Genomic DNA, 15,547 nt, shown 5'->3' with positions numbered 1-15,547 from the left:
TATGGCACAAAACACGGAAACTAAAGCAACAAATTTCAGATGGTCAATCTGTGTTTTGCTGTTTTTCGCTACCACGATTAATTATCTGGACCGGCAGGTCTTGTCCCTAACCTGGAAAGATTATCTGCAACCCGAGTTCCATTGGGATAATAACGATTACGGTAATATAACAGCTCTGTTTTCAATATTTTACGCTGGAAGTATGCTTTTTGCGGGTAAGTTCATTGACTTTATGGATACCAAAAAAGGTTTCCTTTGGGCGATTTTCATTTGGTCTATTGGTGCTGTGCTTCACGCTTTTTGCGGAATTGCGACGTCCGGACTTTTAACAGGCAGATGGTTTGTTACTTTTGCTGAAGCTAAAGAAGCAATATCAACAGTTAATAATGTATCGCTTGTAATTAGCACAAGTGTTACGCTCTTCATTTTTGCGAGATTGGTGCTCGCGATCGGTGAAGCCGGGAACTTTCCGGCAGCTATTAAAACAACTGCAGAATATTTCCCTAAAAAAGACCGAGCATTTGCAACCAGTATATTCAATGCAGGCGCTACCGTCGGAGCTTTGGCTGCGCCGGTGAGTATTCCGTTCATCGCGAAAGCATTGGGTTGGGAAATGGCATTCATCATTATCGGTGCATTAGGTTTTGTTTGGATGGGTTTCTGGATTTTTTACTATAAAAAGCCACACGTACACAAAAAAGTAAACGCTTCCGAACTTGCTTATATTCAGCAGGATAAAGATGAAGAGGCTGACAGTTTAAACCTTGAAGGCGGTGATAACGGTAAAAAGTTCACCCTTAAAGAATGTTTTAAATACCGCCAAACCTGGGCTTTTGCCTTCGGAAAATTCATGACAGACGGCGTTTGGTGGTTCTATCTTTTCTGGACACCAGCTTATCTGAGCTCCGTCTACGGAATGGACAGTACACAAAGTGCATTGCCATTGTTCGTGCTCTATGTCATCACACTGTTGGCAATTATCGGTGGATGGCTACCCAGATATTTTGTGGATAAACTCGGCTTAAATCCCTATGCCGGCAGAATGCGTGCGATGCTGATATTCGCGTTTTTCCCGCTTTTGGCTTTGCTTGCACAACCAGGTGGAAATTACAGTTACTGGATTCCTGTGATCATTATCGGTGTGGCGGGGGCGGCGCATCAGGCCTGGTCAGCGAATATTTTCTCCACCGTAGGTGACATGTTCCCGAAGAAAGCCATCGCAACTGTAACCGGAATTGGCGGAATGGCTGGTGGAATCGGCTCTTTCCTCATTAATAAAAGTTCGGGCGCGCTTTTCGATTTTTCACACAAAAATTGGACGACAATTGATGGCGTTCCGTTATTGGAAAAGTACCCCAAGTTCAACACCGAAAGAATTCCTGAAGATTTCGTCAATCAGCTAAAAACATCGGGCGCTATCGTTTCAGACGGCATCAACACCGGCTATATGATTATATTTTCGGTCTGTGCGGTGGCTTACCTTATCGCGTGGGGTGTAATGAAAGCGTTAGTGCCAACTTATAAAGTAATTAAAGATTAATAAATGACAACAGATATCAATACAAAACCACGCTTAAACCGGAAAGACAACGGATCCGGAGAAAAACTTCCGGTGAAGATTCTTCAGTTCGGCGAAGGTAACTTTCTCAGGGCTTTTGTAGATTATGCCTTTAAAACGCTGAATGATGAGGTGGGTTTCAACGCAGGTGTAGCCGTAGTTCAGCCGCTTCCCGGAGGCATGGTCGGGATGCTGAAAGAGCAGGACGGGATGTACACCGTCTTCCTGAACGGTATAAAAAATGGCAAGAATATTCAGGAAATTCACCTGATCGATAATATCGTGCAGTGCATCGATCCTTATAAAAACTTTAAGGAGTTGATGGATGTTGCGAAAGAAGACTCGCTGGAATTCATTATCTCCAACACTACCGAGGCCGGAATTGAGTATGTGGACAGCGATATTCTGTCTGACGAAAGTCCGAAATCTTTTCCCGCAAAGGTGGCAGCAGTACTTTATGAAAGATACAGGCATTTCAACGGTGACCGTTCTAAAGGTTTGACCATCATTCCGTGCGAACTGATCAACTATAATGCGGATACGCTGAAGACTGTTTTGTTGCAGCTTCATAAACTTTGGAAGCTTGAAGATGATTTTGCAGCGTGGATAGATGAGGCGTGCACTTTCCATAACACTTTGGTTGACAGAATAGTGCCTGGATATCCGACGGATAAAGAAGCAGAATTCCAGAATAAACTCGATTATCTCGACAGATTTATGGTTGCAGCTGAACCGTTTTTCCTTTGGGTGATTGAAGGTGATGAAAAATTAAAGCAAAAAATACCTTTCCACAAGACCAATCTCGATGTGAAGGTTATTGCTGATATGCAACCTTACCGCGACCGGAAAGTGCGTATTCTGAATGGGATTCATACCGCGATGGTGCCACTTTCACTGATGCACGGAAATGAAACTGTGGAGGAAACATTAACTGATTCTTTTACCGCGAAGTATGTTTCTGAAATTGCTTTCAACGAAATTCTGCCTACTTTGGATATGGATAAAGACGAACTGAAAAAGTTCACGGAAGAAGTTCTCGACCGTTTCCGCAATCCGTTTATCCGGCACCAGTTATCAGATATTGCCTTGAATTCTGTTTCGAAATTTAAGGTGCGCGTGTTGCCGACCATTATTGCATACGTTGAAAAGTATGGAAAGCTTCCGCTAAACCTAGTTTTCGGTTTTGCCTGCCTGATTCGCTTCTACAAAGGTGACTGGAACGGAAAAACCTTACCCGTGAATGATTCAGCGGACATCACGGAGGCTTTTAAAGCCGCCTGGATAAATTCTACGCTGGAAGGAACAGTTTCCGAAATACTTTCGAATACTGCTTTTTGGGATGAGAACTTAAATGAAATTTCCGGTCTTAGTGCAGCTATAGTACATGCATTAGAAATTATTGAGGAGCATGGAATTGAAAAGGGATACCAAAAATTCATCAGTCATTTTTCTTAAATTCTTAAATCATGGAAAATAAGCTCATAAAAGTAAATCCGGACGATAACGTGCTGGTTGCTTTAAGTGACATTTTCGCTGGGGAAACAGTAATGTTTAATAGTGTTGAGATTACTGCAAAAACCAATGTGAAGGCAAAGCATAAGATGGCTGAAACCGATTTTATGCCTGGGGACAGCATCATCATGTACGGTGTTTTAGTAGGAAAGGCTTTTTTGCCGATTCTGCGCGGCGAAGTGATCACCACTGAAAACGTAAAGCACCAAAGCGAGGAAGTGCATGGCAAAACCGGCACGCTTCCGTGGTCGCCACCAAATGTCGATCGCTGGAAAGACCGCACTTTCATGGGTTATCACCGCGCTGACGGACAGGTGGGAACCAAAAATGTCTGGTTGTTTTTTCCTCTTGTTTTCTGTGAAAACAAAAACATCGAAAAACTCAAAGAAATCTTTGAAAACGAATTGCTTCCAAAAAAGGAAGTATCGTATAAACTTTTCCTGCGTTCGCTGATCGAAGAGAAAAGCGTGGAAGAGGTAGCAGCGAAAGAGCCGGACCCTAATCTTCTCGATAATATTGACGTGAAATTCATTAATCATCAGGGTGGCTGCGGCGGCATCAGACAGGATTCTGAACTGTTGGCCAAACTGCTTGCTGGTTATGTGAACAATCCGAATGTGGCGGGCGCGACCGTCTTAAGTTTAGGCTGCCAGAATTTGCAGATTGATATTTTCAAGAACGCTTTGAAAGAAATGAGCCCGAACAGCCAGAAGGAAGTGCTGATCTATGAGCAGCAGCAGATCGGTACCACAGATAAAATGTTCCAGATGGTCATCAAAGATTCTTTTGAAGCCATCAAAAGAGCCAATAAAATTCCTCGTCAGCCTGCGCCGCTTTCCAAACTCAGTATCGGGCTTGAATGTGGCGGATCTGACGGCTTTTCCGGAATTTCTGCAAACCCGGCATTGGGCGTAGTTTCTGATATTTTTGCGGCACTTGGCGGAAAAACAATCCTCGCTGAGTTCCCGGAACTTTGCGGAGTAGAGCAGGAACTGATGAACAGATGTGTGGATTCCGAAAAGGCCGATAAATTTTTGGGTCTGATGAAAGCCTTTGAAAAGTCTGTGGTAGACGCAGGTTCCGGCTTTGATATGAATCCTTCTCCTGGTAACATCAAGGACGGATTGATTACTGATGCGATGAAGTCTGCAGGTGCAGCCAAAAAAGGTGGTACCGCGCCCATTGTGGATGTACTCGATTACGGAGAATATATTGCAAAGCCCGGACTTAACCTTCTGAACACGCCCGGTAACGATGCCGAATGTACGACAGGCCTTGTAGGCGCGGGCGCTACCGTGGTTTTATTCACTACCGGACTTGGAAATCCTATGGGTAACCCGATTGCACCTGTCGTGAAAATTGCCTCAAATACTGCAGTGGTTCAAAAAATGTCTGATATTATCGATATCAACGCCGGAACAGTAATTACCGGTGAAAAAACGATTCAGGAAGTGGGCGAGGAGATCGTTGAATATATCATCGATTTGGCCAGCGGCAATGTTGAAACTAAAGCAGATCAGCTTAAACAGGATGTCTTTATCCCGTGGAAACGCGGCGTTTCATTATAAATTCAGTTTTTCACAAAAAAAAGGATCGGTTATTTAACCGATCCTTTTAATTTTTACTTCGTGTTGATTTCCTTAGTATCAGTTTGGGTTCCAGTACCACTTTTTTCTGCACCTTGCCTTCGCTCTTGTTTTCATCTTCCTGCGAAAGATATACTTTAGCGGCACTTCTTCCCATTTCAATCGGGAACTGATCTACTGTGGAGATGGACAGTTCAAGAAAATCCGTAAAAGGCTCATTCGCAAATCCTATAACAGAAACTTCGTCCGGAACTTTAATATTACGTGCCTGAAGTTCCTGTATGGCGCCAAGCGCAACGAAATCACTGGCAGAAAATATGGCATCCGGCTTTTCATCTAGGTTGAAGAGGATTTCCACTGCCTTTTTTCCGTCTTCGATGCTACTGTTGGTACACAGGCAGTATTCTTTTCTGTAATCGATATTATAGTCTTTAAGTGCCTGCTGATAACCTCGGTGTCTTTCGCGGAAGATTTCAATCTCCAACGGACCGGAAGCAATATGCGCGATTCGTCGGCAACCCGTATCAATAAGGTGTTTTGTAGCCATGTAACCGCCTGCGAAATCGTCAATTGTCACGGAACTTACGTTATCCATCATCTTTTTACGGTCAAAGAAAATCAATGGAATATTTCCTTTCAGGATTTTCTCAAGGGCTGTTGTGTTTTTACTCGAAGATGAGATGAAAATAGCGTCCACATGGGAATCTATGAGCGTTTCAATATTTTTTGATTCCTGTTCTTCGTCGTTATGGCTTTGGCAGATGATAATATTATAGCCTTTTGCATTGAGCTCTTCCTCCAAACCTCTGATAACGGAGCCGAAAAAATTGGTGTTGATACGCGGTACGATAACGCCGATATAGTTGCTCTTTCCACTCTTCAGCGCCAGCGCCAGTTTGTTCTGCTTATAGTTCATGGAACTCGCCATACTGAGCACTTTTTCCCTTGTTTTTTCGCTGATGTTCGGATTTCCGTTCAACGCCCTTGATACCGTAGCTGCGGTGATATTGAGTTCTTTAGCGATGTCGTAAATCGTGACTTTGTTGTTCATTAGGTTTATGTTTAAGACCGTCTTTAAGCCAGTGCGGGATGCTGGGATCAACGAAATTATCTTGCGGATGCCGGTTGTGGAGACACGGGCAAATGTAGCTAAAAAATCATATTTTATTTGTAAATGTATTAATAATTTTATATATATTTGTAATCGATTGCATTAATTAATATGAACAAACGCTTCACCCATCTTACCACCAGCAGATTCGTACTTCCGGTTTACCTGATGTTCTTTTCCCTGCTGCTTTTCCTCTTTGCATGCGCGACGAAGAAGACTGACACCTCAGCAATTCCTCCAATGGAGAGTTTCCCGATGAAACGAATGCTTGAACTCGAAAAATCGATCATAGAACCTAAATTTAGGGATGCCAACTATAATATAATGACCTACGGAGCGGTGGCGGACGGAAAGACGATGGCTACCGAAAGCATCAGAAAAGCGATACTCGCTTGCTCCAAAGATGGTGGCGGTAAAGTAATTGTTCCGGCCGGTAAATTCCTGAGTGGTCCAATTCATCTTGAAAACAATGTAAATCTTCATATAATGGAGGGCGCGGAAATCCTGTTCAGTACAAATCCCGATGATTTTTATCCGTTGGTACACACATCATTTGAAGGTATGGAACTGATGAATTATTCGCCGCTTATTTATGCAAAAAACAAGAAAAACATCGCGGTTACAGGTAAAGGAACGCTGAACGGGCAAGCCAGCAACGATAACTGGTGGACCTGGAAAGGAAGTGCAGAATATGGTTTTAAACCCGGAATGCCAAGCCAGCTTGACCCAAACAATCTGCCGAAACTGATGGAAATGGCGGATACTAATGTTCCCGTCTCGCAAAGAACTTTCGGGAACGGCCGTTATCTTCGGCCTAATTTCATTGAGCCTTTTGAATGTGAGAATGTGCTGATCCAGGGAATCACGATCATCAACGCACCATTCTGGATCCTGCATCCTATCAAAAGCAAAAATATCATCGTTGATGGTGTTAATATCCGCAGTCACGGACCGAACAATGATGGCTGCGACCCTGAATATTCGCAAAATGTGCTAATTAAAAATTCGATTTTCAACACGGGTGACGACTGTATTGCAATCAAGGCCGGGCGTGACGAAGAGGGAAGACGGGTAGGCATCATGACCGAAAATGTAATCGTAAGAGACTGCAAAATGATCGACGGACACGGCGGTGTGGTCATCGGCAGCGAAATGTCAGCAGGTGTACGCAATGTATTCGTTTACAATAACCACATGGATTCACCCGAGCTCGACAGAGCGATCCGCCTTAAAACCAATAATGTGAGAGGCGGCGTGGTGGATGGCGTTTTCGTTAAAAACCTTACAGTCGGGCAGGTGAAAGAGGCGGTGTTGCACATCACCATGAATTATAAAGATTATAAAAACCGCACCGGAAACTATACGCCACAGATCAGAAACATTCTGCTTGAAGATGTAAAGGTGAAGAACGGTGGTAAGTACGCCATCTTCGCGGACGGTCTTGAAAATTCCAAAATTCAGAACATCACTTTTAAAAATGTGACGATTGATAAGGTAAAAGCCAACTTCAACGTAAAATCTGTAGAAAACCTGAAACTTATCAATACAAAAATAAACGGAGCTCAAACCGAATATACTCCGAACTAAAACTAACTATATGAAGAGAAATACATTAACCGTAAGCTGCATCGCAGCCGTGTTTTTTCTTGGAATCAGCGTGCAGGCGCAAAGCGTACAGGATACCGTTACCCGGGAGAAGAAGATCGATGAGGTAGTAATGATCGGATATGGTACCGTACGCAAAAGCGATCTTACAGGTGCGGTATCTACGGTAAGTGGAGATGCATTAAAGCAAATTCCTGTATCGAACGTCGCTGAGGCACTTACAGGCAAAATCGCAGGTGTGCAGATTACCACCACTGAAGGTTCGCCTGATGCAGAAATCAGTCTGAAAGTTCGGGGTGGTGGTTCTATCACGCAGGACAGCTCGCCTTTGATCATCGTTGATGGTTTTCCGGTAAGCGGAATGAGTGAGGTAACACCTTCTGATATAGAAACAATAACAGTCCTTAAAGATGCATCTTCAACCGCAATTTACGGTTCGCGTGGTGCGTACGGTGTCGTTTTAATTACGACTAAAGGTGCTAAAGGCGGTAAAGTGACCGGTACATTCAATTCGTTTACGGGCTATAAATGGATCGCGAAGAAAATAGATGTCTTAAAGCCTTACGACTATGCCAAATGGCAGTTCGAAAATGCGCTTCTTTTGAATGATGTTGCATCATACAACGAATTTTTCCTTCCTTTTAATCAGATCGATCAGTACAAATCTTATGAAGCTTTAGACTGGCAGGATCGAATTTACGGAAACATAGGCGTCGTTCACAGCAACGATTTTGGTGTACGTGGCGGAAATGATAAGACCAGCTTCAACATTAACCTTGCTAATTATAAGGACGACGGTATCATGCTCGGCTCGGGCTTTAACAGGGACAACGTGACCGTAAACTTAAAGAATAAACCAAGAAACAACGTTGATTTATCAGTTACGTTCAGATATTCAAATACCGATATACGGGGTGGCGGTGCCAATGAGCAGAAAGAGTTTTCAAATACTGACGCCAGGCTACGCCACAGTGTGGGATATTCGCCAATTGATATTCCGGCACTTACAACCGACGATACAGATGAAGCTGAAGCAGGCTACCTTGTAAATCCATACGTTGCTGTACGGGATAATGACCGCAGACAGAACAAAAAAAATTATACGGTACAGGGAGGTTTGGGCTGGACGATCATCAAAAATCTGAAATTCCAGTCGAATGTAGGTATGGAATTCTCGAGAAATAACGATTACCGCTATTACGGAAGATCTACATATTACGCAAGAAACAATGCGCCTGCGGATTTACAGGGACAACCGGGGATGACTTACACGAATATTGAACGTGAAAGTTTCAGGATTGCTAATACCCTTAATTATGATTTTAAAAATATTTTAAATGATAACCATTCTTTAAAACTCATGATTGGGCAGGAATACAATAATTTAAAATCAAACACTTTTTCCACAATCAATTTTGGGTTCCCAAAACTATTTTCTTTTGATGATACTATTAACTTGACCTCCGAAGCGGACTTCTTCAGCATAAATAATGTGTACGCGCCGGAAGACCGAATGCTTTCATTCTTCGGTAGGTTAAATTATGATCTACAGAACAAATATCTGCTTACTGCAACATTAAGAGCTGACGGCTCAAGCAAATTTTTGGGTGACAACATATGGGGATACTTTCCGTCTGTAGCTCTGGCCTGGAAGATCAATGAAGAAAATTTCCTTAATGATGTTTCCTGGATCAAATTACTGAAGCTGCGCGGCAGCTATGGCGAGGCCGGAAACAACGCCATCCCGACAGGCGTGAACGTTCAGAATTTTCTGTCATTTAACAATAACTGGATCAATGGTGTTTCGAGCTATTGGGCGGCAGACAAAATTCTCGCAAATCCGGATTTGAAATGGGAAACTACCATTTCGCAGAATATAGGCTTAGACTATGAGTTATTTAACGGTAGAATATCCGGTAATGTTGAGGTCTATAAAAATATTACCAAAGATCTTCTCATCCCGTTCCCCACGCCAGGCACCGGATATGATGCACAGTGGAGAAATATGGGTGAAACGCAAAATCAGGGTGTAGAAACTTCGTTAAATATTGATGCGATCAAAAAAGAAAATTATTCACTGAATCTTGGTTTTAATGTCTCATTCAATAAAAACAGAATCAATGCGCTTGGCAGCGGTATGGAGGAGTTGTTGCAGTCATCGAACTTCGCCTCGGCGGTAGGTTATGATTATCTGGTCAGAGTAGGTCTGCCTCTTGGTGCGATGTACGGATATCAAAACGATGGCAGATATGAAGTCTCAGATTTCGATTATGCCACCGGATCACCTGTACTGAAAACCGGTATTGCCAATGCATCTTCGATTGTGGGTGCCGTGAAACCTGGTGCTATGAAACTGAAGGATCTTAATGGTGACGGCATCGTGAACGCCGATGACCGCACAGTTATAGGAAATGCGGCACCTAAACATACCGGTGGATTTACCCTGAACGCGACTGCAAAGAATTTTGATTTCTCGGCAGGTTTCAACTGGAGTGTGGGCAACGACATTTACAACGCCAATAAAATTGAATTCACCACTACCACGGTATCATCGCCTGACGGACAGTTCCGCAACTTAAGCACAACAATGGCCGACGGTATCCGCTGGACTAATATGGACGCGGCAGGTAACCTTGTTACTGACCCGGATCAGCTGGCCGCTCTTAATGCAGGAACTACATTGTGGTCACCCTTCATGCCGAGATATGTGTTCAGCGACTGGGCGGTTGAAGACGGCTCCTTTCTGAGGCTGAATACGTTAACACTTGGATATTCACTGCCAGAAAGTCTTGTAAGAAGTATCAGGCTTACCAAGTTCAGAGTATACGCTTCCGCATATAACGTATTTGTAATCACGAATTATACAGGAATGGATCCTGAAGTTTCTACAAGAAGACAGACACCGATGACGCCGGGCGTTGACTATTCTGGCTTTCCGCGCAGCAGACAGGTTGTATTTGGTGCAAACGTCAGTTTTTAAATAAACACATATACATCATTCTATAAATTATAAAAAATGAAAATCTCAATAAAACTTTCGGTCTTGCTGATGTCGCTCGCAGTACTTTCCTGCAAGCAACTTGGCGATGATTTGCTTACTGTGGATTCGCCTTCAGCCTCCTCTGAAGCAGTGATATTCTCAAACCCTGACCTTGCTAAAGGCGCAGTAGACGGAATCAAGATACCTATGGCGGAGACCAACTCTTACAGAGGAAGATGGATCCCATTCTATGGTATGAATACAGATTCAGAATGGCTGAACTCATCAGAATCAACTTCTAATGACAATGCGGATCTGGTAGTTTACGATCCGAAACCCAACAACAGCCAAATGAACACGGCAAATAATGTTTGGGCACAGATTTACAACGGTATTGAAAGAGCCAATCTTTGTATCCGAGGTTTACGTACCTACGGAAATCCAACGCCGGGCTCTGAGCTTGGTTATCTTCTGGGTGAAGCACTTACCCTGAGAGCAGTTTATTATTCAGATCTTGTAAAAGGTTGGGGCGATGTTCCGGCCAGATTTGAACCGATCAACACTGAAACGGTGTACGTACCGAAATCGAGCAGGGATGTAATATACAAACAGATACTGGCAGATCTTGAAGAAGCGGAAACTTTAGTTCCATGGCCAAATGGTAATGCTGCAACATCCTCAGTAGAAAGAATTAACAAAGCTTTCGTAAAAGGCTTGAGAGCAAGGGTTGCGCTGGCTGCCTCAGGTTATTCTCAATATCCTGACGGTATCAGAAGAAGTAATGATCCTGAACTTGCACCGTCCAAGCTATATCCTCTTGCTCTGCAACTTTGCCGCGATGTCATCAACAGCGGTACAGCGCGTCTAGAAACATCATTTGAAGGTCTTTGGAGAAAATACAATCAGGAAGTTTTGGCTGCTGGCAACGAGTCACTGTGGGAAATACCTTTCGCACCCGGTCGAGGCCGCGTACTTTTCACTTTTGCGATCAATCATACCAATAACAACCAATACCAGCAGATGGGTAACAACAGAGGCGGACAGGGTGGCCCGTTGCCTAATGTTTTTTATGATTTCGACCAGGCTGATCAAAGACGAAATATCACCTGTATTCCTTACAAATGGGGATCTGCTGTTGCCGGTAAAGCAAAACAGGAATTGGGTGCCTTCAACAGATGGTATTTCGGTAAATACCGTTTCGAGTGGATGAACCGTATCGTAACTTCTACCAATGATGACGGCGTAAACAAAATCTACATGAGATACGCTGAAATTCTTCTGATGGCAGCCGAAACTGCAAATGAACTTGAAGGACCTGCGGCTGCGGCACCTTACCTGAAACAAATCAGAAACAGAGCATTCGCGGCTGCTGACAGACCAGAAAAAGTAGAAAATTACGTGAATGCACTTACTTCTAAAACTGCGATGTTTAACGCGATTGTAGAAGAACAGAAGTATGAATTCACCGGGGAGATGGAGCGTAAATTGGCCCTCATCAGATGGAATTTACTCGGAACGAAAATGGCAGATGCAAAAGAAAGAATGACCGAGCTTAAAAACCGCACCGGAAGATATGCCAACGTGCCTTCCACTCTGTATTACAAATATGCTGCTGATAATGAAACCTTAATTATTTATGGCCTGAACAGAGGCGAATTTGATAATCCTGGTGCCGGGTGGACTTCGGTAGACTGGACTTCACTTTCAGATTCTAAAATTGCCGCACTCTACAGAAACAATCCTGATACAAAACAGTTTTGGCCGATCTGGCAGGTGTTTTTAGATTCAAGTAACGGAACTTTATCAAATGACTATGGCTACTAGTACTTACATATAACTTTCCTTAAAAATTGCTGTTTAATCTTTTTCAAAAGGATTGAACAGCAATTTTTTTTTAACAGTACAAACCAATAACAAACATTATTAAGACATGAAAAAAAATTTCCTCTTAACTTATCTCTTCATTCCGGTGATGTCGCTTTTTGGGCAGCTTACCGATGTATGGGATTTTGGCGCGCAGCAGCTTGATCCTGCGCAGTTTAACAACAAACTCACTGTTTCAGTGATTAATTCCTGGTATATCCCCGCCATTACGCCGGGTTCTGTAAGCACATCCAATGTATTTCCTTCTACCTTCACGGCAGGAGAACTTTCCTGGACGGGCGGTAACAATGACAGACTGCGTACCATCAATCAGGCCTTGACGCGCTACGACGAAAATATAGCTTCCGTAACCGGCTACACAGGTAGGGTTTACTGCAACGCTATTCCTACGGTTACTGCAGGTCAGCCGAATGCAAGATATTTCCGTATGACACTTAATGCTGATGATGAGGTGAAAGTAATTTCCAGAGGTGATACCGCAGGAAATCTTACCTTCAGTTTTGCGGCTGACGCGGCTGTTCAGAATGATAAATTCCCGACTACAGCTACTTCAGGAGCTGTGACGGAAGCTACTTTCGTGGCTAAACAAACCGGGACATATTTCATTTATGACGCGCTAGCCAAAGGTAGTTTTTACCGTATTTACAGAAAGGCTGCGACCTACACAGCAGTTTCAGGGACCGTTGATGTGTCTCAGGCCTCAGGAATTCCGGCCGGATATTCACTTATTTTCACAAATGCTGCCGGTAAAACCTGGAGTGTGCCCGCAAATTCAAACAGCTATACGGTAAATCTACCGGTGGGATTTGATTATACCGTAAGTTTAGCTGATGCCAGCGGATTTATCGTAACCTCAGGTGAAAATTTCAGCACCGTTGGTGCTTCCAATACGTTGATACACAATATCACAGTTGCTTCCGTAAGTCTTTATACGGTGACTGGAAACATTACAGGACTTGATGGTGAGATTGCGAATTTATCACTGACGTTTACACCGGATCCTTTGAGTGAAAGCATCTATGTGCCCAACCCAGTGGTGAATACCGCTAATTCAACTTATTCCGTTCAGTTGGCTCCGAATATTCAATATACTATTTCAGCTGCTGGAGTAAATGATTTTGAAATCACGAATAATACTTTAACGATTACCGGAAACACAACGTATAACATCACTTTTGCGGCTAAGCCAAAACACGCAGTTAATTTAAATATGGCAGGTCTCGATGCAGCCCAGTTGGCGGCACTTAATGTAACATTTACAAACCTGAACGAGCCGGGATATGTTTACAGTTTTTCTGATCTGCAAAACATTTCTTTGCGAAACGGCATTTACAAAATTTCGGTCACCGGGCTCAATAACTATCCCGTAGAACTGGCACTTACATCCAATCTCACCGTAAACGGCACTGCTGCTTCTAAGACGCTTACATTTAAACCTGTCAATGTCTGGTCATTTGATGATCAGCAGATCAATACCAGCACCACAGCCTATTACAAAGGCATGCAGCTAAACGGCCAGGTTACAACAGTTCCTGCCTCAGGTCATCTCACGGCTAAACCGGGAGCAATCCTCGTAGTGCCCCTGAAACCCGGCGAAAAAGTGAAAGTTTCGTACTACTATACCGCGAATTTCACGGTAGAAGGTGGATCGACTTATTCCACAGCAACAAATTCGACTTCGATCACCGAGACTATGGAATACATTTACCAGGGATCTTCGGCCGGAAATGTTACCATTACAGTAGGAGGTGCCGCTGGCTCGACCTCGTATTTCACGGAGATCCGTACCACACCTAATGTACCTTACAGTGCGCAACTTACGGTAGGAGCGGGTAAACAGTACGCTTCAGTGAATGCGGCACTCGATGCGGTATCGAACATGACCAGAACTGAAGGTCAGCGCGTAACAATTATGATAGATCCGGGTAATTACGAAGAAATGCTTGTAATCAACCAACCGGAGGTTACTTTAAAGAATTCCGCCGCATCTCCGGGCACCGATATCTTCAACAAAGGAATTGACATTTCCCCGAACGCTGTCCGCATTACATCTTATTACGGTCACGGGTACAATTACTATTCGATGGGCAACAACCAGAAGTGGAATGAGGATGTTTTAAATGTAAATAAAGAAAACGGAGCCTATTCTTACACGAACGCTGGTTCAGGCACAACGAACGGATCGTACTGGAACGCTACTGTGGTTGTAAACGCAAAAGGTTTCGAAGCTGAAAATATTATCTTCGAGAACTCATTCAACCAATATATTTCAACCAAAGAAATGCAGGATGTAGTAGTTCCGTGGACTTCCGGAAGTCCCGGTGCGAGGCCAACAGACCTAAATAATACTTCAGTTCAAAACAAAACGCTTGTCGAGAGAGCTGCGGCACTGGCGATCACTGCAAGTGGCGACCGTACTTTCCTGAAAAATTGCCGGATCATTGGCCGTCAGGACACATTCTATGGTGCGCAGGGCGCACGCGTTGCTGTTTACAAAGGTGACGTGATGGGTGCTGTAGATTTCGTTTTCGGAGGGATGGCTGCCGTTTTTTATGAAACTAAGTTGGTAATGAACACCAGCGAGCAGAGCAGTGATCTTACGTACATCGTGGCACCTCAGCAAACCAGCGGCCGTGGATATTTAATGTATAAAACTACCGTTACTTCGGCTGAACCCAATACACAAACGGCCTCTGTTTACCGTTCAAAACCAGGTTATTTTGGCCGCCCATGGTCTGCAAATACCAGTGAAGCTGTTTTTTATAACACCACTATAGAAACGAGCGACTTCCCGGGATTTGCAGGGCAGTCTCTTGTGTTGCCGCTTGGATGGCAGAATTCTTTGGGTGGAACATCACCTGGAATGTACGAATATGGAACTGTGGAACTTTCGGGCGTAAACAATTCCGCAAACCGTGCCTCGTGGGCAACTATGCTTACTCAGCCGGTACTTACGGACGGTACCCCAATCGCGACACTGAACTTCACCAAGGGTAACGATGGCTGGGATCCGTTCAACGACATCACATTGTCAACAGGCGTAGTAAAAACAGATAACGGAACGGCGGTGTACGCGGTGAAGAATGAAGTTTTTGTAAAATCGGTAAAAGGTGAGACTGTACTGAAGGTTTATACGATGGGCGGAATGCTGTATAAAACATTCAGAACAAGTTCAGACACAAGTTTTACAATGCCGGCAGGTATCTGGCTGGTAACGCTTCAAAATCCGAACGGTATGAAAAGTGTTAAGATAATAACCCATTAATCATTAAATGAAGGTTTTCCACGGATAAATATTAAAATTTCCGTGG

General features: G+C 43.7%; 8 protein-coding genes. 7 read left to right on the top strand and 1 reads right to left on the bottom strand.

The annotated features are described in order from the left end of the window. The first annotated feature begins 1 nt into the window (after position 1). The 3 genes from QEP06_RS10720 to QEP06_RS10710 are packed head-to-tail and all read left to right on the top strand — an operon-like array spanning position 2 to position 4,638. Complete coding sequence (locus tag QEP06_RS10720) at positions 2–1,540, top strand: MFS transporter (protein WP_285270248.1); 1,539 nt, start codon at positions 2–4, stop codon at positions 1,538–1,540. 3 nt (positions 1,541–1,543) lie between these two features. Next, complete coding sequence (locus QEP06_RS10715) at positions 1,544–3,013, top strand: tagaturonate reductase (protein WP_285270247.1); 1,470 nt, start codon at positions 1,544–1,546, stop codon at positions 3,011–3,013. A gap of 11 nt (positions 3,014–3,024) precedes the next feature. After that, positions 3,025–4,638 carry a UxaA family hydrolase gene (locus QEP06_RS10710; protein ID WP_285270246.1) on the top strand — a complete coding sequence of 538 codons (1,614 nt, stop codon included), beginning with the start codon at positions 3,025–3,027 and terminating at the stop codon, positions 4,636–4,638. Between the two features lie 46 nt (positions 4,639–4,684). On the opposite strand, the gene QEP06_RS10705 is transcribed toward QEP06_RS10710, so the two are convergent. Continuing rightward, a complete protein-coding gene (locus QEP06_RS10705; RefSeq protein WP_285270245.1) occupies positions 4,685–5,707 on the bottom strand; it encodes a LacI family DNA-binding transcriptional regulator in 1,023 nt (340 codons plus the stop codon). Between the two features lie 171 nt (positions 5,708–5,878). Between QEP06_RS10705 and QEP06_RS10700 the strand changes: the two genes are divergently transcribed. The 4 genes from QEP06_RS10700 (at position 5,879) to QEP06_RS10685 (ending at position 15,501) form a co-directional block, all read left to right on the top strand. Then, positions 5,879–7,354 (top strand): glycoside hydrolase family 28 protein, encoded by a 1,476-nt coding sequence (locus QEP06_RS10700; protein ID WP_285270244.1) that lies wholly within the window; start codon positions 5,879–5,881, stop codon positions 7,352–7,354. A 10-nt stretch (positions 7,355–7,364) separates the two neighbouring features. Then, entirely contained in the window at positions 7,365–10,352 is a 2,988-nt protein-coding gene (locus tag QEP06_RS10695; protein ID WP_285270243.1) for a SusC/RagA family TonB-linked outer membrane protein, read from the top strand. A 36-nt stretch (positions 10,353–10,388) separates the two neighbouring features. Beyond that, complete coding sequence (locus QEP06_RS10690) at positions 10,389–12,176, top strand: RagB/SusD family nutrient uptake outer membrane protein (RefSeq protein WP_285270242.1); 1,788 nt, start codon at positions 10,389–10,391, stop codon at positions 12,174–12,176. Positions 12,177–12,282: 106 nt separating this feature from the next. Beyond that, the gene (locus QEP06_RS10685; RefSeq protein WP_285270241.1) at positions 12,283–15,501 is read left to right on the top strand and encodes a pectinesterase family protein; all 3,219 of its coding nucleotides are present in this window, start codon (positions 12,283–12,285) and stop codon (positions 15,499–15,501) included. The last annotated feature ends 46 nt before the right edge of the window (positions 15,502–15,547 follow it).

Origin of the sequence: Kaistella rhinocerotis, from assembly GCF_030243905.1 — a bacterium.
GTDB classification, from domain to species: domain Bacteria; phylum Bacteroidota; class Bacteroidia; order Flavobacteriales; family Weeksellaceae; genus Kaistella; species Kaistella rhinocerotis.
The sequence above is the reverse complement of the archived record's forward strand: the minus strand, read 5'-3'. Positions and strand labels throughout refer to the sequence as shown.

What these genes read in the sequence shown, in the direction of transcription:
- QEP06_RS10720 (WP_285270248.1), top strand. Translation starts at nt 2, where the DNA reads ATGGCACAAAACACGGAAACTAAAGCAACAAATTTCAGATGGTCAATC.
- QEP06_RS10715 (WP_285270247.1), top strand. Translation starts at nt 1,544, where the DNA reads ATGACAACAGATATCAATACAAAACCACGCTTAAACCGGAAAGACAAC.
- QEP06_RS10710 (WP_285270246.1), top strand. Translation starts at nt 3,025, where the DNA reads ATGGAAAATAAGCTCATAAAAGTAAATCCGGACGATAACGTGCTGGTT.
- QEP06_RS10705 (WP_285270245.1), bottom strand. Translation starts at nt 5,707, where the DNA reads ATGAACAACAAAGTCACGATTTACGACATCGCTAAAGAACTCAATATC.
- QEP06_RS10700 (WP_285270244.1), top strand. Translation starts at nt 5,879, where the DNA reads ATGAACAAACGCTTCACCCATCTTACCACCAGCAGATTCGTACTTCCG.
- QEP06_RS10695 (WP_285270243.1), top strand. Translation starts at nt 7,365, where the DNA reads ATGAAGAGAAATACATTAACCGTAAGCTGCATCGCAGCCGTGTTTTTT.
- QEP06_RS10690 (WP_285270242.1), top strand. Translation starts at nt 10,389, where the DNA reads ATGAAAATCTCAATAAAACTTTCGGTCTTGCTGATGTCGCTCGCAGTA.
- QEP06_RS10685 (WP_285270241.1), top strand. Translation starts at nt 12,283, where the DNA reads ATGAAAAAAAATTTCCTCTTAACTTATCTCTTCATTCCGGTGATGTCG.